Genomic DNA, 26,582 nt, shown 5'->3' on the forward strand with positions numbered 1-26,582 from the left:
TGACTACTTTTTGACCGTCATTTATCTCAAATAAATATGTTCCGGCGTTTAATTTAGCCATATTTATTCCTTCATCGGTCAATTCTCCCTGCTGTATTTCTTGTCCCAACAGGTTTATAACGCGAAAAATTACCGGTCTGCTGTCTGCCAAAGTGACTTTCAGCACTTCATTTACCGGATTCGGGTATAAAACAAAATCAAAATTATTCTTTTCACTACCTAATATATTTGCAGCAATCGTATTTTGAATGGCTGCCGCACCTATATTAACTGTATAATCTTCCACTTCACCATAAGAAAATGTTTCACATGCCGTAGCATCTGCTCCATATTTCATCGAAACTCTCATACGGGTCGTTCCGGCTGATGCTGTTGTGGGTACTGTAAAGGTTGCCGACAGGGTTGCATTACTCGCCGAAGATCCGGCAACAACTTTTTCGGAAGTTTCAAAAGTTCCGTTTTTGTTGTAGTCAATCCAAATATTCCAGTATTCGGTATAAGCTGTACTGGCAAATCCTGCACTTATATATATAGTGTTTGCTCCATAAGGTAAATTAGCTACTAAATTGGTAAAGTTTCCATAACCGGAATTGGATGCTGTCGTATTCACCATATTATTCAGCGCTACATAATCGATATACTCATAAGAAACATTACTTCCTTTAGAAGTACAATAGGCCGTTCCGCTTCCGGCGGCCGTTGTTACCGAAACAGCATTACCGGATACCGACAGATTTCCGGCAGCATCTTTTGCCTTTACCGAAAAGGTATAAGCCGTTGAAGCCGTCAGCCCGGTCACAGTTGTGGTTAATCCGGTTACAGTTGTTACCAGATTTGTACCATTATATATATTGTATCCGGTAACCGCTACATTATCGGTAGCGGCATTCCAGGTCAGGACCACACTATTGGCTGTAATATTGGAGGCTACTAAATTCGCCGGTGCGGTTGGTGCTGTCGTATCGGTCGTTCCGGCATAGGCCGCACCGATTCCAACAGCATAAAAGGCGTTTGTAGTTGCAATAACTTCAGCCGATCCCGCTCCGTATAAATCAACTGCCGCCTGGATACCATAAGTTCTTGCATTGGCAAAGGTGGAATTAGCCGATAAATAGACACTTTCCAGACGATATGCAATTTTTGCCGCTTTGTCAATCGTGATTCCGGTTACATTATAAGTACTTCCGATGTCGTTCGTACCTGATTTCCCCACTGCCAGGATATAGAACCAATGGTTTAATACTCCGCTATTGGTATGTACTCCGCAATAATCATTGGATAGTGTTGGCGTTCCACAGTTCGGATTTACCCAGTAGGTTCCGCCATACGTATTGGGCTGTCCTTCACTTTTCGGATTACTCATGGAACGCAGTGCTGCATGACCGGATCTTCTTTCGATATCTTCCCCTATCAGCCAGGTAGCTTTATTCGGTGCGGCATAATATTCCACTGCCGCTCCCCAAATATCGGAAAAGCCTTCATTCATGGCTCCGGATTCTCTTTGATAAGCCAGATTGGCTGTATAGGTACAAACGGCGTGGCCAATTTCGTGTCCGGCAACATCCAAAGCCGTTAAAGCATCAAAGTAGGTATCACTTCCGTCACCATACAGCATTGCACTTCCGTTCCAGTAGGCATTATCCAGTTTGTATTGGTAATGCACATAACTGTTTATCGCCGCTCCGCTATTGTTATAACTGTTTCTTCCGTGTTTTGCCTGCCAGTAATCATAGGTTTTTTCAGCTCCCCAATGGGCATCCAATGCGGCATTGTTTTTATTGACACTGTGTTCTGCCGTTGTCCAGTTATTATCATTATCCTGAAAGTTGATTGCCGCACCAAAGTTGGAACCGGTTTGCAGGTTATAGGTATTGATTCCGTTACCCCGGGTGGCATCTTTTAAAATATAAACACTTCCGCTTAACGTTGTTTCAATGGTTTGCGCTCCGCTATAACGGGTTGCTGCATTTCCGGCAACCATTTTCTGTAGAGCAGTTGCCGCTTTTTCGTTATCTGCAGCATGATTGTGTCCGCAATTTTTCTTGGGCAACACCAATCCGTCCGAAGTATGTCCGAAATGTGTTGCGTGTTTTATCGTCGCATTGTAAAACAACGCCTTTCCGGTTACCGCATCGATATACAGATCACCTCTGCTGATCGGCTCTACCGCATAGATATCAAATTTATACGCCAGGCGCAACTGGTCTTTTGCCGTACTTTCCCCTTCAAAAACCGGAAGCAGTACCAGTTCGCCCTCCGGCTTTGTATATCCCAGTGCCGCGGCAGACTGTGGATCATCCCAAAGGTATTTGACCGCCCCGGTATGGATCATTGCCCGCTGCAAAGCCTGCGTTTTTGATAAAGCCGGTGCTACATTAATATTGTTAAGTTTATAAAATTCACCACTCATGGATTCCAGTTTCCCGGATTTTGAGTGTAATGTATAAGTTGCAAATTCGATTTTCACGCCCTGAAAAAAGAGCTGGTATTTTTCGTGTGTAAAACCCAGGTTATCGGCTTCCGATCTGATCCTTGCAAAGGAGGCATTTTCTTTTAGTCCCAATTGTTCCTGAAAAACCTTTTGAGCATCATTCTGTTTGTAGGTTGCTTTTTCATCGAAAACAATCAGTTTGGGCAAACCATTTTCTCCGATTACTTTTTCTTTCACCCCTCTTTTGTCCTGGGCATGGGACGAAAGCGCCAGCATGGCTGCCACAACCGGCAGCACATACCCTTTTAGTAGATTTTTTTTCATTTTTTCGGTAATTTTGGTTAAAATTTAAACTTTGTGTTATAAAAACACTATCAAATTTATTTCATTAACCGCAAAATGACCGTCCACTACTACACCATAAGTGTATCTTAAATCCGGGCAATAAAAAACCCAAGATGCTGATCCTGGGTTTTTTATATTTCTAAAATGGTTTTTCCATGATGTAATCTTCCATCAGATAGCCGTTGCCAATATCGATGTCTTCTTCTGCTATTACTTCAAATCCGTTCTTTTTATAAAACGCAATGGCTTTGTTGTAGCGGTTAACATTTAAAAGCAATGCCTGGTTTTCGTTAAGCTTTACCGCTTCTTCCACTGCTGCCAATAATGTTTTTCCAACTCCTTTACCCTGCGTTTGCGGCTGAACGTATATTTTGTGAAGTTTGGTTTTTCCGGAATTCTGGTAATTCACTTCATAAGAAGCAAATCCGTAAAAAACACCGTCTTCTTCTGCTAACAGAAAAACATGCCTTGATTCCATTTGCTTTTCCAATGACGGAATTGCATATATTTTATCAAGCATATAAGCCAGTTGCTGCTCCGACAAAATGGTTCCGTAAGCATCCGGCCAGATAGCATAAGCCAGATCCCTGACGGTTTGCAGCTGATCTGAAGATATTACTCTGGTAATAATCATATATTATAATGCTGTTTTTAATCTTTTTTGTTCTCTTGCTAATAAGGTGTTTTTCATTAGCATGGCGATAGTCATTGGTCCTACACCACCCGGAACCGGTGTGATAAAAGAGGCTTTTTTGCTAACGTTATCAAAATCAACATCTCCGGTAATCACATAACCTTTTTCAGCTCTTTCATCTGCAACACGGGTAATTCCCACGTCGATAATAACCACATCGTCTTTTACCATTTCTGCTTTCAGGTAGTTTGGTACACCCAAAGCGGTAATGATAATATCGGCCTGACTGGTGATTTGCGTGATGTTTTTAGTATGGCTGTGTGTTAGCGTCACGGTTGAGTTGCCCGGAAATCCTTTTCTTCCCATTAAAATACTCATCGGTCTTCCTACAATGTGGCTTCTTCCGATTACCACCGTATGCTTTCCTTTTGTTTCTACGTTGTAGCGCTCCAGTAATTCCAGAATTCCAAATGGTGTTGCCGGAATGAAAGTTGTCATATCCAAAGCCATTTTACCGAAGTTTTCCGGATGGAAACCGTCTACGTCTTTGCTTGGATCGATAGCCATCAATACTTTTTGGGTATCAATCTGATCCGGTAACGGCAACTGTACGATGAATCCGTCGATATTGTCGTCTTCATTCAGTTCCTTGATTTTTTTCAGCAATTCGGTTTCTGAAGTCGTACTGGGCATTTTTACTAAAGTAGATTCAAAGCCTACTTTTTCGCATGCTTTTACTTTACTGCCCACATACGTAAGACTCGCTCCGTCATTACCAACGATAACCGCTGCCAGGTGAGGCACTTTTTCGTTGTTGTCTTTCATTTTCTGCACTTCGGCAGCAATTTCATTTTTGATTTCGTCCGAAACCTTTTTTCCGTCTAGTAGTTGCATTCCTGTGTATTTGTGTTGTTGTTTTTATGTAAAAAAGAAGACGCGACAAATCGCGTCTTTATTTTATCTCATTCCTTTCATTCCTCCCATCATTCGCATCAGGTTTTTCCCTCCTGCTCCCTGCATCATCTTCATCATTTTGCTCATCTGGTCGAATTGTTTCAGCAGTTGGTTAACCTGCTGGATGTTGGTCCCGGAACCTTTTGCAATTCTGGTTTTTCTTTTTGCATCCAGTAATGCCGGTTTCTGTCTTTCGGATGGTGTCATCGAGTGGATAATCGCTTCAATGTGTTTGAAAGCATCGTCTTCAATTTCTACATCTTTAAGGGCTTTTCCGGCTCCGGGTATCATTCCGACAAGGTCTTTCATGTTACCCATTTTCTTAACCTGCTGTATTTGTGTCAGGAAATCGTCAAAACCGAATTCGTTTTTAGCGATTTTCTTTTGTAGTTTTCTGGCTTCTTCTTCGTCATATTGCTCCTGCGCTCTTTCTACTAAGGATACCACATCCCCCATACCTAAAATACGGTCGGCCATACGGGAAGGATAGAACACATCGATTGCTTCCATTTTTTCACCGGTACCGATGAATTTAATCGGTTTGTTTACTACCGATTTAATAGAAATCGCTGCTCCACCACGGGTATCACCATCTAATTTGGTCAGGATCACCCCGTCAAAGTTCAAACGGTCGTTGAATGCTTTTGCTGTATTCACCGCATCCTGTCCGGTCATGGCATCCACTACGAATAGTGTTTCCTGCGGCTGGATTGCTTTGTGAACGTTAGCAATTTCGGTCATCATTTCCTCGTCAACCGCCAAACGTCCGGCTGTATCGACGATAACCACATTGAATCCGTTTGCTTTCGCATGCTGGATTGCATTTTGAGCAATCTGAACCGGGTTTTTATTTTCAGGTTCGGAATATACTTCTACTCCGATTTGTTCTCCCACTACATGCAACTGGTTAATTGCCGCAGGACGGTAGATATCACAAGCAACCAATAACGGTTTTTTGTTTTTCTTTGTTTTCAGGAAGTTTGCCAATTTTCCGGAGAAGGTTGTCTTACCGGATCCTTGTAAACCAGACATCAAAATCACAGAAGGGTTTCCGGAAAGATTCACACCTGCTACATCACCACCCATTAATTCGGTTAATTCGTCTTTAACGATCTTAACCATTAATTGTCCCGGCTGTAACGTAGTCAATACATCTTCACCTATTGCTTTTTCCTTTACTCTAGTGGTAAAATCTTTGGCAATTTTAAAGTTAACGTCGGCATCCAATAAAGCTCTTCGAACTTCTTTTAAGGTATCGGCAACGTTTACTTCTGTAATTTTTCCATGACCTTTTAATATATGAAAGGCTTTATCGAGTTTATCACTTAAATTATCAAACATGATTTTGTGTTTCGTTTAATGAGGTGCAAATTTAAGAATTTGATTTTGAAGTTTCACAGATTCATTTGATAAAAAAACAGGAATTGTACCGGTAGTGTTATTGTTTTGTGAATTGTTCGTTTTACGGTTTGTTTTTTGACCTGTTTGCAAAGCAATTTTTCATCAAAAACAACTCCAATCCGGTATTATACTTTTTGCAATGAAATTATAGAATACCGGATTTTTTTTACTGCATTGTCTGCAATTTTACTCAAACGCTAAATTTTTCTTAATATTAATCCAAAAGTCAGCTTTTCAATTGGTCATCCGTTTTAAAAGGGATAAATTTATAGTGTAAAGCATTAACACGAATATGGCTTATAAAACAGTCCGTGTTTTTAAAATCACATTAATATGAAAATAGTAATAATAGGCGGTGGTTTTGCAGGTATCAATCTGGCAAAAAGCCTGGCCAACAATAAGGATTTTCAGGTTACATTAGTTGACAAAAACAATTATAATTTCTTCCCCCCTTTGATCTATCAGGTGGCTACGGCTTTCCTGGAACCTTCGAGCATCAGCTATCCTTTCCGGAAGTTGTTTTTTGGCAAAAAGAACATCACGTTCCGCCTTGCCGAATTGATTCGGGTGGATGCCGCCGCGAATAAAGTGATTCTTTCCAATGGAGAACTGGAATACGACCAGTTGGTTTTTTCCACCGGAGCGGAGAGTAATTATTTCGGTATGGAGAACGTACAGAAAAATGCCATTCCGATGAAAACGCTGACGGATGCCGTGGAGATGCGTAACCGTTTGCTACAGCAAATGGAGAAAGCCGCTATTTGTGAAGATCCGCGAAGACGAAGACAGTTATTGACGATAGTCGTGGCCGGCGGCGGCCCTACCGGAGTAGAGCTTTCCGGAATGTTTGCCGAAATGCGAAACGGGATCATGCGAAAGGAATATCCGGAATTGGCAACAACACTAAGCGATATTTACCTGGTGGACGGCGGTTCGGCGGTATTGGCGCCGATGAGTGTCAAATCACAGCAAAACACCTACAAAGCCCTGACGGATCTGGGTGTAAAAGTACGTTTGAATTCACAGGTTAAAGATTATACAGACGGCACTGTTTATTTTGCCGACGGTAAAACGATAAAAACAGAAATCCTGATCTGGGCAGCCGGAGTGAGCGCAAAAGTTTTTGACGGTATTCCGGCGGAAGCTTACGGCCGTGGCCGACGTATGCTGGTAGACGAGCACAACAAACTGACTTTATTCCCGAATATATATGCTGTGGGCGATACCTGCCTACAGGTTACCGATCCGCAATTCCCGAACGGGCATCCGCAGCTGGCTCAGGTAGCCATACAGCAGGCGCTTCATTTGGCTAAAAACTTTAAGGCGATGGTTTCGAACAAACCTTTAACGCCTTTTAGCTATAACGATATGGGATCGATGGCGATTATCGGTAAAAACAAAGCGGTTGTGGATTTAGAAAAACCAAAAGTGCATTTTAACGGTTTCTTTGCATGGCTGGTATGGTTGTTTATTCACTTAATGTCTTTAGTGACTTACCGCAACCGATTACAAACGTTATACAACTGGACCGTGGCTTATTTTTCTAAAGACCAGCCTCTGCGTATGATTATCCGCCCGGGTAAAAACGGAGATACATCGTCTTAGGTGTGAGGTTTAATTTATGAAGTATGAGGTTTGATTTACGATATACATCCTTTAAATATTAGAAGTATGAAGTATAATTTACGATATATATATCCCTCATATTTCTAATTTCTAATATCTTACTTCTTACCTCGTACTTTAAATATCTTCCTAAATTCCAGCACTTTGAAGTTTTACACTATTTTATTTTTACATAAGAAAAAAATATCCTTCCTTAGTATCCTTTAAAATATTAAAACTTCAATAGTTGAATATGAAAATCAGAAAAATACTATATACCGGTCTTTTCCTTATTGCGACTGTAAATTCTTTTTCGCAAGTGAACGAACTGGAAGCATTTCGAAAAAAGCTAACGCTTTTTATTTATTACGATTTAGGGAAAATCGATTCCATTCCCAAAACAGCATTAAATACCGTTAAGCTAAAAAAAGAGGCTCAGGATGCCTTTATCCGTTTTATACTAAACAAAGACAGTAAAAACTTAGACAATTTAAAACAGCAGGCAAAAAGCGGTGGCGGCAGCTATTGGTTTAATCAATATTCCTATTATTTCAACAATCAAAGAAGAATTCCAACCGTTAAATCTCTTGATAACAATGTGAACTATAACATTTCCTTTTATGGTTTATATGATTATCAGTTATCCAATTTTGTTTCGATGTATATGCAACCGTATACAGTGGATGGAAAAGAGTATGTGGTATATTATTACAGTACCAATGGAGAAGGCACTTACTATGTGAAAGATCTTTCCAGCAATAAGATTGTCTACAAAGGTGCTGCACTAACTTCCAATGCTCCTATTCACAGGCTGAATAAAATTGACGACAAACATCTTCTTATCGTAGAAGATATGGGTGATAATGGACTACGAGCCATCGTACTGGAATCAGACATGCAAAACTGGACTTCCGTTAAGGGTTTTAAAGGAAATGCCTTTACCGAAAACACTAAAGATTTTTCTAAAAAGGCATTTACAGACAAGCGTGCCTATCTGCGTTTGGCCAGCAACCGGACCATCGCCACTCATTACGGCTCCCGCTACCTGAACATTGCTTTTGACGAAAATTCCAAAACAATTTCATACAAACAGAACAGCGCTACTCCAAAATCAATAGAGGCAACGTGGAAAAATAATCAATTCGCTATTGATGATTATTATTTAGGCGAGCATCTTAGTGATAAACCGGTACCCATGCCGGATTAAATCTGGATACGAGGTTTGATTTATGAGGTTTGATATACGAAGTTAGATATATGATATTCATTCTTCGTACTTCATCCCTCACACTTCATCCCGCACACTTCATCCCGCACACTTCATACTTCAAATATCTTATATCAATATTAGATTTACGAGGTTTGATATACGAAATTAAATCTATGATATTCATACTTCATACATCGTACTTCATAAATCTCACTTCATACTTCATCATCTATTCCGCAAGAATCGGGTTTTATGACAACTGCAACCGGAGCAATTTTGCAACATCACTTTAAACCTTTAAAACGATGACAAAATTAAACGGTAAGGTAGCCTTTATAACCGGTGCTACCAGCGGTATCGGGAAAGCTACTGCTATAGATTTTATTAATAACGGTGCTTCGGTGATTATTACCGGGCGCTTCCAGGACACGCTAACCACTACACTGCAGGAGCTTGGCAGACAGGCCAAAGGTTTTGTTTCCGATGCCGGAAAGATGGACGACTTATTGCAACTGACGAAAAAGACACTGGCAATCAGTCCTCATATTGACATACTATATGTTAATGCCGGTTTTGGGAAATATGCTCCTATTGAAACTATCGATGAAAATCATTTTGACGAGCAGTTCGATGTACTTGTAAAAGGTACTCTATTTACCGTACAGCAGCTACTGCCATTAATGAAGGCCGGCGGAAGTATTGTCCTGAACACTTCCATAGTAACCGAGATCGGGATGCCGCACGCTGCAGTCTATTCGGCAGCCAAAGCAGCGGTACAGTCTTTTGTAAAAACATTTGCCGCAGAATTAGCCGCGAAACAAATCAGAATCAATGCCGTTAGCCCGGGACCAATTGTTACGAATTATTTTGACCGTTCCAATTTAACAGCAGCACAATATCAGGGTATGACGGATTATGTGCTCCCGCAGGTACCGCTTGCCCGTTTCGGTCAGCCGCAGGAAGTGGCAAAAGTTGTAACGTTTCTTGCCTCGGATGAAGCTTCCTTCATTCACGGAACCGAAGTGTTTGTCGACGGCGGTTTTCCGAGGATAAAGGGGAATTAGTAAAAAGCAAAGGGCAAATAGCAATTAGTAAAAAGTAATTAGCAAAGGGCAAAGGGCAAAGGACAATTGCCTTTTGCTTTTTGCATTTTGCATTTTGCCAATTTATCTTTTACCAATTATCAAGATGTAAAACCATACTGTAAAGCATCATGCAAATAATAACTTCGTTTTAACTATCATCCCGGGTTATAAAATAAAAAAGCCACTCAATGAGCGGCTTTCTTTCTGTACAATACTATTCCTTATGCTTTTTTAGCATCTTTTGAACAACAAGCTTTTTTCTCAGCGCTAGCTGTAGCTTTATCAGCTGAGCAGCATGCTGCTTTTTTAGTGTCTTTTCCTTTAGCTGAACAGCACTCTTTTTTGTCTTTTGGTTTTTGCTCCTGAGCATTAACATTCATTGAAACTGTAAAAAGCGCTACCGCTGCAATTGCCATTAATTTTTTCATTGTTTTGTATTTTAAATATTAGATTTCTGTTTCGATTCTTTTTGAATTGCTCCAAATTTAGCAAAAAAACGGAAGTATCCTTATTTCTATTTCTTAATTTTTCCTTATAATTTAAAACTGGAAGTAAATAAACGGCTGCGGTCCTGCAGATGCCGTAGCATAAACCAACCAGTAAACCAATCCCAATATAATTGCTTTTAGCACTAATGGCAAGGCTCTGAAAGCCCCCTGCATGGCATTGACCACTTTTTCCGGCAGGAAATGCCAGATGAATCCGATTGCCATTAAAATGAATACGTTTTTATATCCTTCGGCAATAACTTTCCAATGTTCCGGTTCGAAGGTTACCTTACCAATGTTTCCAATCACTTCCAAAGCTGTTGTAAAATCTTTCGCACGGAAGAAAATCCAGCAAAAGGTCACAAAGTGGAATGTCAGAATCACGGCAAAGAACGTCCAGATTGCTCCTCCGAAAGTTTTTTTCGAATCCTGTTTTGACGGGAAGAATTCAATAAATATTTTATGTACCGCCAGGGCTACTCCGTGTAAAGCACCCCAGATGATAAAACGCAAGCTTGCCCCATGCCATAATCCGCCCAATAACATCGTGGTTAACAGGTTTACGTTTGTAAACATATTGCGCTCTCTGTCTTTAGACAATAGAAACGTCAGCGAGAAAACCACTAAAGAACATACCGCAATGATCAACGGGATGTTACTGGTTGGTGCATAGGTGATTCCCCAAACAATCAGTCCGAAGAAAAACAATGCCGGAAACAGGAATCCTGCGAAAGTACCGTTACGGTTCCCTCCTACCGGTATGTATAAAAAGTCTTTTAACCAGGTGGATAACGAAATATGCCATCTTCTCCAGAATTCGGTAATGGATGCCGACTGATACGGTGTGCGGAAGTTGGTTGGCAATTTAAATCCTAACAACAATGCCACCCCGATAGCCATATCTGAATAACCGGAAAAATCACAGTAAATCTGAATGGCATAACCATAGGAAGCCATCAGGTTTTCGAAAGCGGTATAACTGGACGGTGCATCAAAAACACGGTCGACAAAGTTGATCGAGATATAATCGGAAATAACCGTTTTTTTAACCAATCCGCCAATGATTAACAGCAAAGCTCTGTTGACATCGTCTTTGGTCAGATTCAGTTTCTGATAGATCTGTGGCAAAAAGTCTTTGGCACGAACGATCGGTCCGGCAACTAATTGCGGGAAGAAGGATACGAAAAAGAGGTAATCGATATAGCTCTTGGTCGGCTCGATTTCCTTACGGTATACTTCTATGATATAACTGATTGACTGAAAGGTGTAAAACGAAATACCTACCGGTAAAATGATTTTCTGAAAATCCAGATGTCCGCCGGAAAGGGCGTTATAGTTTTCAATAATAAAGTTCGTGTATTTGAAATACCCCAAGAAACTCAGGTTCAGAATCACACTGAATGCCAGGTAGAGCTTTTTAGTCAGTACCCTGCTCTCCCGGTGCAATATATTTCCCAGGTTATAGTCCACTACAGAAGAAGCAAGCAGTAACAGGAAGTAGATACCGCTGGATTTATAATAGAAAAACAGGGAGAAACAGATCACGTAAACCAGTCTCAGGTGGAATGTCTTCCGGGTCAGGATATACACACTGTAAAAAACCAAAAACAGTCCCAGGAACAAACCGGTATTGAATAACAACGGTTCTTTAGGATTGTAAATAAACCAATTTTTTACTGTTTCGGCAGTAAGGCTGGTGAAAAGCGACGTTATATTTTGGGCGAACCAATCTTGCATATTCAAAAACGTAATCAATTTTTCGTACTTAATTTATAACTCTCGTAGGCTTGCAATAAGGCTTCTGTGAAAAGCGTGCCTTGTTTTTCATATCCGGCTTTGGAATAATGCACTTTATCTCCTGCCATTAATCCTTGTCTGTAATTTTTGTTCACACCATACAATCCTCCGAAAATGGAAAACAAATCCCAGGAAGCATGGTTCCGCATTTCTGCCTGCACATTGATTTCTTTAGCATAATCCGCAGCATACGTATTTAACGAACGTCTGTATAATAATGACGGAGGCGGTGTCATGACTAAAATTTCAACATCAGGATTTTTCTGTCTGATGTTTTCAATAAACTGGTTCAACTGACTCATATAGGCCGCCATTTCCATTTTATCGAACGTTTCATTCGTTCCCAGCGACACGACCAAAAGATCGGGCTGCAATACCGGGACCTGTTCAAAGAACAGCGGGTATTTGTTATAGTCGGAGAATTTAGCACCGTTAACACCAATACTGCTATAGACCACTCCGGGTGCATTTTTCCCGAATACCAGTCCGTTTAAAGCAAACTGCGATGCTTTTTTATTGGGCAGCAGGTATATTTTTTTTATGGCCTCTTCCGAAGTATAACTAAACGCATTGGTTTCTTCCGTTAGGGACAACGGAATAAATTCGGAGCGTTTGATACTTTTTTTCTGCATTTCATTCGTAGGGATCCGCAATACTTTCCCGGCACGAATGTTATTATTTTTCAGACCGTTGGCACGTTTGATCTCGGCAACGGACACATTGTATTTATCGGCTATAATGGAAATCGCTTCGCCTTTTTTAATCTTGTGGTTGATTTTTTTAGGGACGTTGGATTCCAGCACTATTGTTTTGGAACTGGTAGCCACATCAAACAGGTTTTGTTTCTGCGGGGTAACAATTTTTAAGGTATTGAATTCGTAAGCCGGATCTTTTACATTAATCTCGATTGCAAAGTCCTTGGTCCTGGTTGTGAGTCCGATTCCGCTTAATCCCACCGGAGCACCGTTTACCGGGTAAATATTCCGGTAGCTGTTCCATGATTCGTTTGACGAATACCGCACATAATAACTTCCGTTTGTTTTAGCCAGGTTGTACGGAAAAGAGAATCCCAGTCCGGCATTTCCAAATTTGTCCTGCAATGCTTTGCGGATCACACCGGTAAACAAGTCGGCCTGAATATGGGAATCGCCAATATGGACAATATTTACTTTTCCGGTTTTGGTTGTTTCCAGCTGGTACAGTTTGTCAAAAAACTTTTGCAGTGCTTTCTGATTCGCGATTGCATTTTCGCCGTAAACCACCGGTTCTTCAACCATCAGCGTATCGAGTACTACTTCCGTAGAATCGACTACCTGTGCAGCAGCGGGACCGGTAAAAAACAGGTACAGCAGTACAAAACAAAGTTTATTCAACATGAGTGGTATCTTTTTTCACCATAACGCTGTCTTTCTTTACTAACGGCTTGGCCACCGGAGCTTTTCTTTTGGCTCTCAGTTTTTTGTACTGTTCGTATCCCTGACTGATCTGGTTATAAATTAAATCGGATATTTTTTTAGCACCTCTGTGATTGAAGTGTGTGTAATCTTTATTGGCCGCTGCCGGAACTTCTTCCACCCATTTAACCATCGAACCGTCACCGCCCATCAGCGTATACAGGTTGATAAAACCGGCTTCCGACTGAACCGCATATTTTTTCTGGGCAACCGTTAGCGGCACTACTGCCGAATCGGTTTTCATTTCCAGGTCGTATTTGGTCGACTTGTCGGCTGTGGATACGATCAGAATTGCAACACCCGGGAAGCATTCTTTTAAATGATTCACCACTGCGTTCATTTTGCGTTCGTACCAGCCGTAATTGTAAGAACCGTAGTTCAGTACATTGGTTCCGTAATGCAATACGATCAGGTCATATCCCAGTTTTTCCTGGAACTGACGCATAACATCGGTATTGAAAGTAGTGATAGGCAAACCGGAGTTTCCTCTGTTTGAAAAGTTATCGACATGTACGCCTTTACCATCGTCAAAATTGAAGCCATAAACCGGAATGGAGTCCGCTTTTACGAAATCGACTTTTAAACTCTTTGTTGTATTCCCGATAGTCATGGTGTTGACCAATCGCGACGGGTTCAGTTTTTTGTAAATCGTATCGTTGCCAACTTTATAAGCGATCTTTCCTTCTTTGTTTCCGGATCGACCGTAAAAAAGGGTTGGATTATACAGTTCCGAAAGGTTTTTCAGATTGCTGGCTTTATACTTCACCCATTCCACATGGGCAGTATCGTTGGCAAAGAAAACGTGTCCGTTTACACCGAAAGGACTTTTCGGGTGTTTGATATTCAAATAGGACTGCGTTTTCCAGTTGGTTGAAAATTCGTGTTTGATGGATCCTCTGGATGCTGCCGATTCGGAAGTGATGTTTACAAAGCCAACTCCATTACCGCCAAAACGGGTCTGGAAGTTGCTTCTGAAATCCTGTACGATCATATCGCCATCGGTCATGGAATCGCCAAAGTAAGCAATACGCACATTTCCCTGCTGATTGGTTTCCAGCTGGAATAGTTTTTCAAAGAAGTTAACCAAATGCTGGAATCCTTTGTAATCCTGGAATGTTTCGGTTGGAAACACGATACCGTCAACAGCCTGAAATTTAATGGGCTGCATAGAGATAGTATCTTCTTCATTTTGATGCGCATCTTTTTCAATAGCTTCCAAAAGCATACTGTCGATGACCACATTTTTGGAGCTTCCGGGTTTTTCCGTAAAGAGTTTCTTTGGCAGAAAGGATTTGAAAGCAATAAAAGCTACTATCGAAATGGCTATGATAGTGAGCGATTGAAAAAAATATGATTTTGGCTGATTCACCGCTTCTTTATTTTAAACGTTTATCCTGAATTACATTCTCTCGGGCACACTGATCCCTAAAAGTCCGAAAGCAGACTTTATGGTTTCTCCAACTTTCTTGGATAATTGTACTCTGAACACTTTTTTATCTAAGTCTTCTTCTCCTAAAATGGAAACGGTCTGATAGAAAGAGTTGTATTCTTTTACCAGGTCGTATGTATAATTCGCAATTAACGCCGGACTGTGGTTGGCCGCCGCATTCTGAATTATTTCCGGATAGAGTTCAACTTGTTTTAGCAGTTCTTTTTCTTTTTCGTGCAATACTGTTATGGTCGTACCGGAAAGGTCGAAATCTGCTTTTCGCAATATCGACTGGATTCTGGCATAGGTATATTGTATGAACGGTCCTGTGTTTCCGGCAAAATCTACCGTTTCTTCCGGATTGAACATCATTCCTTTTTTAGGATCTACTTTCAGCATAAAATATTTTAATGCCCCCAATCCGATAACTTTATATAATTCTGCTTTTTCAGCATCCGTATAACCGTCCAGCTTACCTAATTCTTCCGAAATGGCTTTTGCCGTTGCCGTCATTTCTTCCATTAATTCATCGGCATCTACAACGGTTCCTTCACGCGATTTCATTTTTCCGGTAGGCAATTCCACCATACCGTATGATAAGTGGTACAGGCTTTCCGCCCAGTCAAAGCCCAGTTTTTTAAGAATCAGGAACAACACTTTAAAGTGATAATCCTGTTCGTTACCTACAGTATATACCATTCCTCCTACATCCGGGAAGTCTTTCACACGCTGAATAGCCGTTCCGATATCCTGTGTCATGTACACCGCCGTTCCGTCTGATCGCAATACGATTTTTCGGTCCAGTCCGTCAGCTGTAAGGTCAATCCAGACGGAACCGTCCGGATCTTTTTCAAAGATGCCTTTTTCCAATCCAAACTGTACGACTTCTTTCCCTAATAAATAGGTATTGCTTTCGTAGTATTCTTTATCGAAATTCACACCCAGGTTTTTATAGGTAACTGCAAAACCGTCATAAACCCACTGGTTCATTTTTTTCCACAAGGCTACAACTTCTGCATCACCCGCTTCCCATTTGCGAAGCATTTCCTGAGCTTCAATAATAATTGGAGCCTGTTTTTTTGCTTCTTCTTCGGTTTTACCCTGAGCCATCAAATCGTTGATCTGACTTTTATATTCTTTATCAAAAGTCACATAAAAGTTTCCAACCAGTTTGTCTCCTTTTAATCCGGTAGTTTCCGGAGTCTGATCCTGTCCGAATTTCTGCCAGGCAATCATGGATTTACAAATATGGATCCCTCTGTCGTTAATGATCTGTGTTTTGTATACTTTTTTTCCGGAAGCTCTTAAAATTTCAGCAACCGCAAAACCCAACAGGTTGTTACGAACGTGTCCCAAGTGTAACGGTTTGTTCGTATTGGGTGAAGAGTATTCCACCATTATTGCTTTTTCACCTTCTTTAGGTGTTACAAAGCCATATTGTTCATTGTTTTTTATTTTCCCGAAGAAATCCAGGTAATATGCATCGGCAATAACGATATTCAAAAATCCGGAAACCACATTAAAAGCCTGTACTTCCGAAGTATTGTCTACCAGATATTGTCCTATTTTGCTTCCCAGTTCTGCAGGATTGCTTTTGATTACTTTTAAAAGCGGGAAAATTACCATTGTAATATCGCCTTCAAACTCCCTGCGTGTTACCTGAAACTCAACTTTTTCGAATGTAACATCAAATAAAGCCTGAACCGCTTTTTGTATCTGGGGCGTAAGAATTTGTGATAATGTCATGGTGATTTATTTTTAAGGGTGCAAAGATAAGCTTAATTCAGCAATTTGTAAATTTGAAAATAATAAAAATATCCTTTGACAGCCAATCAGTTACATTTTTTATTTCACATTGAAACTTTTTTTTGAAATTTTTTGTAACAAAACACCCCTTTTTCTGTCTATTCATAGTGGTTCTTCGTTAGCGAAGTCTTTATTTTTCGTTAAATTTTGTATAAAACAGTACCTTGTTATGCAAATTAGCTTAAAAAGCCATACATTTGCAACAGCAACAAACATCAATAAAAAACAAATCAGACATGAAACTAAAACTATTCTTAATCTGTATGCTTACCGCAATTGGTAATTTATACGCTCAAAATCCCGGAAATGTCACGGGTAAGGTGGTCGACAAAGCCACCAAGGAACCCATATCGTATGCAACGATTGCCATTAAAGAAGACAACAAAGTAATAACCGGTGGCATTACAGAAGACAACGGTTCTTTTAACATCACCAACCTGGCTCCTAAAAATTATACCTTAGAGATCCAGTATATGGGTTATAAAACCTTAACGAAAACTTTTTCGATTACTGCCGATGCCAAAACCGCTGCTTTGGGCACTATTGCTTTCGAACCGGAAGCCAAACAGCTGGAAGGTGTTACCGTAGTAGCAGAACGTTCCACGATTGAACAGAAAATTGACCGAAAAGTTATTAATGTAGGCCGTGATTTAACAACAGCCGGAGCAACTGCTTCTGAGATTATGAGCAATATTCCGTCTGTAAATGTGGATCAGGATGGAAAAATATCGCTTCGCGGTAATGAAAACGTGAGAGTATTGGTAGATGGAAAACCAACCAATATGGATGCTTCGCAACTGTTAAAACAGATTCCTTCGACTTCAATCAAAAAGATTGAGTTAATCACGAATCCTTCGGCCAAATACAATCCGGAAGGGATGTCGGGAATTATCAACATTGTCCTGCATAAAAACTCCAATGACGGATTTAACGCAAATTTCAATACCGGAATTACCTTTGCCGATGTTCCTAAATTCAACAACACTATCGATATGAACTACCGTAAAGGGAAAGTAAACTTTTTCGGTACGTATGGCAACACTTTGGGAGATCGTTTAAACAAAGGAGAGATCAAGCAATTCGATGACAATTCTTTACAGTTATTCGATATTGTTAACGACAACAAAACCCACATGTTTAAAGCGGGAATGGATTTTTATATCGATGATAAAAACACGATTTCGGCCTATACGAACCAGAGTTTCACCTCCGGTTTAGGAAACGTAAATACCGATTTATATTTCCCGAACAGTGCCAACAATATTTCACAAAAGGATATTTATGATACGGACAATGTGAACAGTGCTTACAACTTAGCTTTTAAACATTTATTTGCCAAAGAAGGACACACGCTGGACATTGAAGCCAACTACAACAATACCAAAAACACTCAGGATGCATCTTTTAACCCTGTAGGTGGTGGTTTAACACCATACGGCGATCACATTAAAGATACCCGAAACAGTACGATTATCAATGTGGATTATGTGAATCCACTGGATAAAAAATCGACTTTAGAAATAGGTGCTGAAGCCCGTTTGATGCGAACTGACAACGATTACCTGACCAGTCGTTTCAACACGCCAAACGCTAAATTCAATTATGATGTGGACATTTACTCTTTCTACACCACTTTTGGTCAGCGTTTTAAAAAGATCAGCTACCAGCTTGGTGCCCGCTTGGAAAGCTATAAAGTTCAGGCTGATTACGTTCAGAACAATCAAAATGCACCCTTTAAAAACGACTATATAACGGTATATCCGTCGGCTTACTTTACCTATACGCCAACAGAGAAAAACCAGTTCCAGTTGAGCATGAGCCGTCGTGTTGACCGTCCAAGTGTGGAGCAGACAAAACCGATCAGAGAGTTTAGTACTCCAAGAGTTACTTCTATCGGTAATCCGGAATTAGTACCACAGTTTACCAACTCTATCGAGGTGAATTACACCAGAACGCTTAAAAAGGGAACGGTTACTGCCGGGATCTATTACCGCGACATCAGTGATGAGATCACCCGTACGTTCTACCCGGACCCGAATGCCGATCCGGAAACGAAAAAGATTATCATGAGCTACACGAACTTTGATAAAAACAATGCTTACGGATTTGAGGTTTCGGCTAATTACAAGTTTACTTCCTGGTGGGATGTTCAGCCAAGTGTTGATTTCTCGAACATTCGTCAGAAAGGTGTTGTAGCGATTAAAAATGATGCAACCGGTGATTTTGACTATACGTTAAAACAAATTAATGCTGCTGCTTTTAATGCCCGATTGAACAACAACTTCAAGGCTACAAAAAGTTTACGTTTCTCTTTATTCGGATTCTACAGAGGTCCGGTAGACGGCGTACAGGCAAACAGCAAAGCCATGTATAAAATTGATGCCGGAAGCCGTTACAGCTTCTGGGAAAACAAAGCTTCTTTGAGCTTGCGTTTCAACGATATCTTCAGAACTATGAAATACGGTTTTGAAAGTCAGAACCCTTATCCGGGTGAAGGGGAATTCCGTTGGGAGAGCCAGTCGCTATTTGTAGGATTCAACTATATGTTTGGTGGTGGCAAGAACAGAGCTTTACAGCGTAAACAACGTGAAGACAATACCAAACAAGCCGGTGGCGGTTTATTCTAATCTGAGTTTTTGATTTTTATTATATTTATTTGGAAGACCTCGAAGTAAAAAAGCTTCGAGGTTTTTTTATGGCTTTTTCTTTTCAAACAAAAGGGCTTTGGTTTTTTCGGGATCTTCTTTTGTTTTGGTTAAATCGAACATCGTTCCGAACACCCGGTCCCAAAAGGTATTGCTCACACCAAATCCCAATTGTTCATCCTTGTAGTGATGCAAGTGATGGTTCCGCCACAAAGGCTTCATAAACTTAAAAGGCGGCGCAAAGGCATGAATGGCATAATGCATGGAAGCATACAGTAAATAGCCAAACATAAATCCGGGAAAGAATGCCCAGGTATAATCCCTGAAAAACAGGTAATGCAATCCGAATAATGTGGCGGCCAGGATCAGGCTGGGTACCGGCGGCATGAACAGCCGTTCCCGATCCCGGGGATAATCGTGATGATTGCCGTGAAGAACGTAGGCGATCTTTTTTAGCTTCGGATTATCGGTAATAAAGTGAAACAAATACCGGTGGGCTATATATTCAAAAAAAGTCCAGAATATCATTCCTGCAAAAAACAGGTAAATGACATTCCGGACTTCTATAGCAAATTTTGTATGTGCCGTAAACAATAAATATCCCAGTATCGGGATGTACATACCCCAGATTACTGCGGGATGTGTTTTCGTGAGCATTTCCAGGTATTTGTTCTCAAACAATCTGGCCTGCCCTTTGTTATGAATGGTTTTGTAATTCATCGTACCCGGTTTTAGTGAAACAATTCACGAAAGCATCAGTACGAAATTTACAACATTTTCTTTACATTCAAAAAATTAACATTCAGAATTTTAAGCGTTTACCATTTTATAACGGCACTCGCCCAGGTAAATCCGCTTCCGAAAGCGGCCAGTACTACCGTATCGCCTTCTTTAATTTTCCCCTGCTCCCACGCTTCCGTTAAAGCAATCGGAATAGAAGCAGCAGTAGTGTTACCATATTTCTGGATGTTGTTATACACCTGGTCGTCTGTTAGCTTGAATTTCTGCTGAATGAATTGCGAAATCCTGAGATTTGCCTGGTGCGGAATTAACATATCGATATCGGAAACCTGTAAATTGTTTGCCTGAAGTCCTTCCATGATGACCTCACTAAAACGTACCACAGCATTTTTAAAGACAAACTGCCCGTTCATATACGGATAGTAACTTTCGTCATTCGGGTCGTTATCGGCTATAATATCCGAAACCCAGCGTTTTCCCATTCCCGGTGCCTTCAACACTAATTCATCGGCATGTTCGCCTTCCGAATGCAGGTGTGTTGATAAAATTCCTTTACCCGGTTCGTCAGTTCTGCTCAATACGGCTGCTCCGGCTCCGTCACCAAAAATAACGGAAACACCGCGACCTCTGGTTGTCATGTCCAATCCGGTAGAATGTACTTCGGAACCGATAACCAGAATATTTTTATACATACCTGTTTTAATAAACTGATCGGCAACCGAAAGCGCATATACAAATCCGGAACATTGGTTTCTAACATCCAGCGCACCAACCGTCCGCAATCCTAAATCACGTTGAACGGCAACACCCGGTCCCGGAAAATAATAATCAGGACTTAAGGTTGCAAAAACAACAAAATCAATATCTTCTTTAGCCACTCCGGAGCGTTCGATGGCAATTTTTGCCGCCTTCACTCCCATGGTTGTTGTGGTATCCTCTCCTTTGATCACATGACGTCTTTCCTGAATACCGGTTCGCTCCTGTATCCACTCGTCATTGGTATCCATTATTTTTGACAAATCGTCATTAGTCACTACATTTTCGGGAACGTAATAACCTAATCCTGAAATCTTTGATTGATGCATTATTTTTATTTTTTTATTAAAAACAGGGATGCAAATTTACACATTATAAAAAAAACTATGACTATTCCGAAGCATTTTTTCAATTATCACAAACAGCCTCCCGGACAGCCGGATTTCTTTTAACAAAACTTAAAGATTTTTTGTAACATGTAAACAGTATATTCGACCTATAATTTCAGAATCAACTGTGAACGCATTAATATCTATTTAATCCCTTAACAATTTTATGAAGCTAATTTACAAATCCGTATTATTCCTGCTGCTGGGCACCTCATCGCTTATTGCACAGGAAAACATTACGTATCAAAAGCCTTCGGCAAGTATTTTGCAACTGGCCGATTTTGAAAGAGCACCATCGGTAATCATGGATACCAAAAAAGAATGGATGCTGTTAAGCTACAGAAACACCTATAAAAATCTTGAAGACCTGAATCAGGAAGAACTCCGTTTGGGCGGTTTGCGTATCAATCCGATCACCAACATTTCCAGTTCGGTTACCTATACCAACAACCTGAAAGTGCGCAGGGTGAAAGATAAAAATGAGGTTCAGGTTCAGGGCTTACCGCAAAATCCGAGAATCAGCAGCCTGGCATGGTCACCGGATGAGAAAAAAATTGCCTTTGCCCATACTACCGCAACCGGAATAGAATTATGGATCCTGGATATTGCTTCGGCAAAAGCGAGTAAGCTTACCACTGCAACGATCAACGCCAATATCGGCAGTCCGTTTAGCTGGTTTAAAGACGGACAGAGTCTTATTGTAAAGATGCTTCCTAAAAACAGACCGGCTTTAATTGATGCTAAAAAAGACCTGCCAAACGGTCCTATTGTTTCCAATAGTGAAGGTAAGGTTTCTCAAAACAGAACCTACCAGGATTTATTAAAGAACAGAACGGACGAGGCTAATTTTGAAAATATTGTAACATCTGAACTATACAAAGTAAACCTGGACGGAACAGCTTCGTTGTTTAAACCGGCAGATATGTATGCCGGAGAGAGCTTCTCTCCTGACGGGAATTATGTAATGTTAACCACCCTGCAAAAGCCGTTTTCCTATATTGTTCCGTTAAACCGTTTCCCTCAAAAAACAGTTGTTTATGACAAAACCGGAAAAGAGATCAAAGTTGTGAACGAAGTGCCTTTAACGGAGATCATGCCTAAAGGTTTTATGGCAGTACGCAAAGGAAAAAGAAGCATGAGCTGGAGAAATGATGCTCCGGCTACCTTGTATTTCGCAGAAGCTCTTGATGAAGGAAATCCGGAAAACAAAGTGGCTTACCGCGATGAAGTGTTTTTATGGCCGGCACCTTTTACCGCCAATCCAACTTCTCTGGTAAAAACACAACAGCGTTTTGACGGCATTACCTGGGGTAACGATAAGATCGCCATTGTTTCCGACAGCTGGTACGATACCCGTAATGTTAAAACTTACCTGATCAATCCGTCGAATCCGTCGGAAACGCCTAAAGTTATCTCCGACAGAAATTCCCAGGATATTTATTCGGATCCGGGAAATTTTGAAACGGTAAAAAACAGCTACGGCAAACAGGTTCTGGCGTTAGAGAACGACAATGCTTTTTTAATTGGTGATGGTTATACCAAAAACGGGCAATTCCCTTTTATTGACGAGTTCAATATTAAAACCTTAAAAACAAAACGTCTTTATCAGTCGGCTTATACCGATAAAATGGAGCGTATTTTTTCTATTGAAGATTTCAAAAAAGGCGATGCTTTAATACAGATTCAGTCAAAAAGCGAATATCCGAATTACTACTTCCGTAATTTTAAAAAGAAAAACCAGTTAACCCAGATAACCGATTTTAAAAATCCGTTTGAAAGCATTAAAAATGTTTACAAAGAGGTTATCAAATACAAGCGAAAAGACGGTGTTGAACTTTCCGGAACGTTATACTTACCGGCAGGATATGACCGAAATGCTAAAAAAGAAAAATTACCGCTTTTAATCTGGGCATACCCTACAGAGTATAAAGACAAGAACAGTGCCGGACAAACCTCATCCAACCCGAATGAGTTTACTTTCCCTAACTACGGTTCTTTTGTGTACTGGGTAACCAAAGGTTATGCTGTGCTGGATGATGCTGCTTTCCCGATTATCGGAGAAGGTACAACAGAACCAAACGACACTTTTATCCCGCAATTGGTTGCCAATGCCGAAGCAGCTATAGATGCAGTAGACAAACTGGGTTATATCAACCGTAAAAAAGTAGCGGTTGGCGGACACTCTTATGGTGCCTTTATGACTGCCAATTTATTAACCCACTCTAATTTGTTTGCCTGCGGAATTGCCCGAAGCGGTGCCTACAACAGAACACTAACTCCTTTCGGATTCCAGAGCGAGCAACGTAATTACTGGGAAGTTCCGGCTATTTACAACGGAATGTCACCGTTTATGAATGCGGACAAAATGAAAACACCGCTATTGTTAGTGCATGGAGAAGCCGACAATAATCCGGGGACCTTTACTTTACAGACCGAGCGTTATTTCCAGGCTTTAAAAGGATTGGGAGCACCGGCAAGAATGGTTATCCTTCCAAAAGAATCCCACGGTTATGCAGCAAAAGAAAACATACTGCATTTGCTTTGGGAACAGGATCAGTTCCTGGAAAAGTATCTTAAAAACTAAATAAAAAAAATCCCCTGAACAGTGTTCAGGGGATTTTTTTTATGATGCTGATTCTTGTTTTATCCTTTGTATTTTCCCGCTTCTTTCCATAGAAAAGGTAGCCGTTTCTTTGTCTACATGGGTATAAATAAGCAGTGCTTTTGCATACAGGTTCTGTTTGTGGTAGCCTTCTTTTCCGGTTTGCACCAGATAGTCGGCAAAGAGTTCCATATTTTCCGCCGAAAAGCCGGGATTTTCTAACAGGAACGGAATCAGTTGATCGGCATCAAGGTCTAAAAACTCCTGCCAGTCCAATCCCAGTTCCTCTTTCAGTGCCACATTATCGGCCAGACTGCTTTGTGAAATACCGCCACCGCCGCCTTTTCCGCCTTTCATCCGCTCCATCAATCTTCTTAAGGCAAAACCCAGTTCGCTGATTTGCCGCATTAAAACATCTTCTTTTGGCATAATGTCTGTTTTTTTTAACTTATCATCAATGTCACTTCCTCGTTCATTGCTAAAGCGGTTTCATGTTCAAAGAAAATTACTTTTCTGTTGAATACTGCTTTTATCAGGTAGTGACTTCCTTTATAATAGGATTGTTTCGCTGTGACTTTCATCATCCCGTTCTCAACAACCCGCAGCTGATGCGGATACAGCAGCAGCAGTTCATCGTCCCCGGCATCCACAACCGTAATATCCGAAAGTTTCAGTTCGTTTACTTCCCCAAAAAGGGAGGCAACATATTTATTCACCGGATTGTTATAAATATCGGCCGACAATCCTTTATCTACGATCTTACCGTCAAACAACACAAAGGTTTCGTCTGCAAAAGACAAAGCATCCGTACTGTCGTGTGTGGCAATAATACAGGTCACTCCTTTGGCTTTCAGGTAGGCAAAAAGATTACGGCGCAATGCATTTTTCCGGAAATTGTCAATATGGCTGAATGGTTCATCCAGCAGCAATACTTCCGGTTCCAGTGCAAGCACTCTTGCCAGCGCGACACGCTGCTGCTGTCCGCCGCTCAGAAATTTTGCTTTTACATTCGCATATTCGGTCATTTCTACAATCTCCAGCAATTCCTGAATACGCTGTTTTTTTTGTTCCGGGTAAAAATTTGATAAAAACTTACCCACATTTTCGGCTACGGTAACATACGGCATCAAATCAAAATCCTGCGCCAGGTACTTCATAAACGGCATGCCGGGCACCAGATGGAATTTTGGGCCTAATACTTCCGTATCGTTCCAGAAAATCTGTCCTTCATCCAAATCATACAATCCGTAAATCAATTTCAGAAGCGTACTCTTACCACAACCGCTTTCGCCTATAACGGCTATATTTTGTCCTTTTTTTATTGTAAATTCAATGTTTTTGATTATCGTTTTTTCATGATAACCAAAAGATATATTTTTAACGTGAAGCATTCTTAATTTTTAAAGACACAAAATTACAAAGTTTCTGCATACGGAAACGCATCCAATTTTGCCATTCGCTTATTCTTGATGTTTTGGGCGTTTACTGCGGGATATATTGTTCGAAATTCCGGGTGTTGATTCGGGCTTTCAGGTCGTGCAGCAAATTATACAATCCGAAAAAAGTACGGTTGATATATAAAAAGTGCTGGGAACCACGGTTGCCGTTCATCTTGCGCAATTGGGTATCTTTAGAGAACTCTTCACCCATTCTGGCAATATTTTCAAAAAACACCTCATCGGAAAAATCAAAATAATCCCCGTGGAACGGCTGGGTAAACAAACTCAGCAGCTGATGGAACAAACCGGAGAAATATTCAATTTCTTTTGGCGTATCATCTGTTCGCAGGATTTCCAGTTCAAACAGTTTTTCCCGGAACAGTTTCGGATCGTCAATAACTTCCGGCCGCGCCAATTCGAAATACGGCACATAAAATTCTTCCGGTACGTGTTTGATGCATCCGAAATCGATTGCAATCAGGTTGGTCTCTTTATCGATTAGGAAATTCCCCGGATGCGGATCGGCATGTACCTGTTTTAAATGGTGCATCTGAAACATATAGAAATCCCAGAGTGCCTGTCCGATGCGGTCACCCGTTTCCGGATCGTTGTTTCGGGCAGCAAATTCCGAAAGGTGCTCCCCTTCCATCCAGTCCATTGTAATGATCTTCTCGGAGGACCATTCCGGATAGTAAACCGGAAATCTGAGGTTTTTTATTTTTTCACAGGCTTTTGCTATCGCTATTCCCTGTTTTAATTCCAGTTTATAATCTGTTTCTTCCAGCAGTTTGTGTTCTACTTCTTTGAAATATTTATCGGAATCTTTTCCCTGCAGGTTGAACATTTTAATTGCAAACGGCTTTACAATTGCCAGATCGGAACTGATGCTGTCGGCAACACCCGGATACTGGATTTTTACAGCCAGCTGTTTCCCGTTTTTAGTTGCCTTGTGTACCTGTCCGATACTTGCCGCGTTAACGGAATCCGGTGTAAAGCTGTCGTAAATTGCTTCCGGATAATGCCCTAAATATCGTTTAAAGGTTTTCCGAACCAGCGGTGCTGATAAGGGCGGAACGGAAAATTGTGCCAAAGAGAATTTCTCCACGTATGCTTTAGGCATGATATTCTTTTCCATGCTGAGCATTTGCGCTACTTTTAAGGCGCTTCCTTTCAGGTTTTTCAACCCGTCATAAATATCTTCCGCATTGTTTTCGTTCAGCTTGTCTTTTGTCAGCGAAGGATTGACCATTTTTTCGCCGTAATAGGCCAGATAGTTTCCTCCGACTTTGAGACCGGTTTTCACAAGCTCTCCTGCCCGTTCAATTTTATTGGTCGGGATTTTATTTAACGTTTTCATGGCTTTTTATTTTC

19 protein-coding genes are annotated in these 26,582 nt (G+C 40.8%); 5 read left to right on the forward strand and 14 right to left on the reverse strand.

The annotated features are described in order from the left end of the window. From B3394_RS15335 to ffh, 4 genes are all read right to left on the reverse strand, one after another. On the reverse strand, window positions 1-2,755 hold a 2,755-nt coding region (locus tag B3394_RS15335; RefSeq protein WP_286926632.1), incomplete at its 3' end, for a M4 family metallopeptidase. A 160-nt stretch (window positions 2,756-2,915) separates the two neighbouring features. After that, complete coding sequence (locus tag B3394_RS15340) at window positions 2,916-3,410, reverse strand: GNAT family N-acetyltransferase (protein WP_286926634.1); 495 nt, start codon at window positions 3,408-3,410, stop codon at window positions 2,916-2,918. Window positions 3,411-3,413: 3 nt separating this feature from the next. Then, a complete protein-coding gene (locus tag B3394_RS15345) occupies window positions 3,414-4,304 on the reverse strand; it encodes a bifunctional 5,10-methylenetetrahydrofolate dehydrogenase/5,10-methenyltetrahydrofolate cyclohydrolase (protein ID WP_286926635.1) in 891 nt (296 codons plus the stop codon). Window positions 4,305-4,367: 63 nt separating this feature from the next. Beyond that, entirely contained in the window at window positions 4,368-5,705 is a 1,338-nt protein-coding gene (ffh, locus tag B3394_RS15350) for a signal recognition particle protein (protein WP_177732803.1), read from the reverse strand. A gap of 393 nt (window positions 5,706-6,098) precedes the next feature. Between ffh and B3394_RS15355 the strand changes: the two genes are divergently transcribed. The 3 genes from B3394_RS15355 to B3394_RS15365 all read left to right on the forward strand — a co-directional run bounded on the left by B3394_RS15355 (window position 6,099) and on the right by B3394_RS15365 (window position 9,644). Beyond that, complete coding sequence (locus tag B3394_RS15355) at window positions 6,099-7,370, forward strand: NAD(P)/FAD-dependent oxidoreductase (protein ID WP_273246940.1); 1,272 nt, start codon at window positions 6,099-6,101, stop codon at window positions 7,368-7,370. Window positions 7,371-7,623: 253 nt separating this feature from the next. Continuing rightward, complete coding sequence (locus B3394_RS15360; protein ID WP_286926637.1) at window positions 7,624-8,577, forward strand: hypothetical protein; 954 nt, start codon at window positions 7,624-7,626, stop codon at window positions 8,575-8,577. Window positions 8,578-8,885: 308 nt separating this feature from the next. After that, the gene (locus tag B3394_RS15365) at window positions 8,886-9,644 is read left to right on the forward strand and encodes an SDR family oxidoreductase (protein ID WP_286926639.1); all 759 of its coding nucleotides are present in this window, start codon (window positions 8,886-8,888) and stop codon (window positions 9,642-9,644) included. A 242-nt stretch (window positions 9,645-9,886) separates the two neighbouring features. Here the strand turns inward: B3394_RS15365 and B3394_RS15370 are convergent, their stop codons facing one another. From B3394_RS15370 to argS, 5 genes are all read right to left on the reverse strand, one after another. Further along, window positions 9,887-10,093, reverse strand: a complete 207-nt coding sequence (locus B3394_RS15370) for a hypothetical protein (protein WP_177732795.1) — start codon at window positions 10,091-10,093, stop codon at window positions 9,887-9,889. Window positions 10,094-10,204: 111 nt separating this feature from the next. Further along, a complete protein-coding gene (locus B3394_RS15375) occupies window positions 10,205-11,890 on the reverse strand; it encodes an MBOAT family O-acyltransferase (protein ID WP_177732793.1) in 1,686 nt (561 codons plus the stop codon). A gap of 14 nt (window positions 11,891-11,904) precedes the next feature. Next, on the reverse strand, window positions 11,905-13,326 hold the full coding sequence (locus B3394_RS15380) for a GDSL-type esterase/lipase family protein (protein ID WP_286926641.1): 1,422 nt from the start codon (window positions 13,324-13,326) through the stop codon (window positions 11,905-11,907). Next, window positions 13,316-14,773, reverse strand: a complete 1,458-nt coding sequence (locus tag B3394_RS15385; protein ID WP_177732789.1) for a hypothetical protein — start codon at window positions 14,771-14,773, stop codon at window positions 13,316-13,318. The genes B3394_RS15380 and B3394_RS15385 overlap by 11 nt, the downstream gene beginning before the upstream one ends. Before the next feature lie 30 nt (window positions 14,774-14,803). After that, the gene (gene argS, locus B3394_RS15390) at window positions 14,804-16,579 is read right to left on the reverse strand and encodes an arginine--tRNA ligase (protein ID WP_286926672.1); all 1,776 of its coding nucleotides are present in this window, start codon (window positions 16,577-16,579) and stop codon (window positions 14,804-14,806) included. 296 nt (window positions 16,580-16,875) lie between these two features. Here argS and B3394_RS15395 point away from each other — a divergent pair, with 296 nt between their 5' ends. Then, window positions 16,876-19,266, forward strand: coding sequence for a TonB-dependent receptor domain-containing protein (locus tag B3394_RS15395; RefSeq protein WP_286926674.1), 2,391 nt, complete (start codon window positions 16,876-16,878; stop codon window positions 19,264-19,266). Window positions 19,267-19,332: 66 nt separating this feature from the next. Here B3394_RS15395 and B3394_RS15400 read toward each other — a convergent pair whose 3' ends face one another. After that, on the reverse strand, window positions 19,333-20,004 hold the full coding sequence (locus B3394_RS15400; RefSeq protein ID WP_286926676.1) for a sterol desaturase family protein: 672 nt from the start codon (window positions 20,002-20,004) through the stop codon (window positions 19,333-19,335). A 98-nt stretch (window positions 20,005-20,102) separates the two neighbouring features. Beyond that, window positions 20,103-21,110 carry a 3-oxoacyl-ACP synthase III family protein gene (locus B3394_RS15405; RefSeq protein ID WP_177732781.1) on the reverse strand — a complete coding sequence of 336 codons (1,008 nt, stop codon included), beginning with the start codon at window positions 21,108-21,110 and terminating at the stop codon, window positions 20,103-20,105. Between the two features lie 226 nt (window positions 21,111-21,336). On the opposite strand from B3394_RS15405, the gene B3394_RS15410 reads away from it, so the two are divergent. After that, the gene (locus B3394_RS15410) at window positions 21,337-23,754 is read left to right on the forward strand and encodes a S9 family peptidase (RefSeq protein ID WP_286926678.1); all 2,418 of its coding nucleotides are present in this window, start codon (window positions 21,337-21,339) and stop codon (window positions 23,752-23,754) included. A 39-nt stretch (window positions 23,755-23,793) separates the two neighbouring features. Here B3394_RS15410 and B3394_RS15415 read toward each other — a convergent pair whose 3' ends face one another. From B3394_RS15415 to B3394_RS15425, 3 genes are all read right to left on the reverse strand, one after another. Next, window positions 23,794-24,201: a hypothetical protein gene (locus B3394_RS15415; protein ID WP_177732777.1), complete on the reverse strand. Its 408-nt coding sequence runs from the start codon at window positions 24,199-24,201 to the stop codon at window positions 23,794-23,796. Between the two features lie 14 nt (window positions 24,202-24,215). After that, window positions 24,216-25,163, reverse strand: coding sequence for an ABC transporter ATP-binding protein (locus B3394_RS15420; protein ID WP_177732775.1), 948 nt, complete (start codon window positions 25,161-25,163; stop codon window positions 24,216-24,218). 91 nt (window positions 25,164-25,254) lie between these two features. Then, on the reverse strand, window positions 25,255-26,568 hold the full coding sequence (locus B3394_RS15425; protein ID WP_177732773.1) for an ABC1 kinase family protein: 1,314 nt from the start codon (window positions 26,566-26,568) through the stop codon (window positions 25,255-25,257). Between the last annotated feature and the right edge of the window lie 14 nt (window positions 26,569-26,582).

This window comes from Flavobacterium sp. UBA4197, assembly GCF_002379575.1.
GTDB lineage: Bacteria > Bacteroidota > Bacteroidia > Flavobacteriales > Flavobacteriaceae > Flavobacterium > Flavobacterium inviolabile.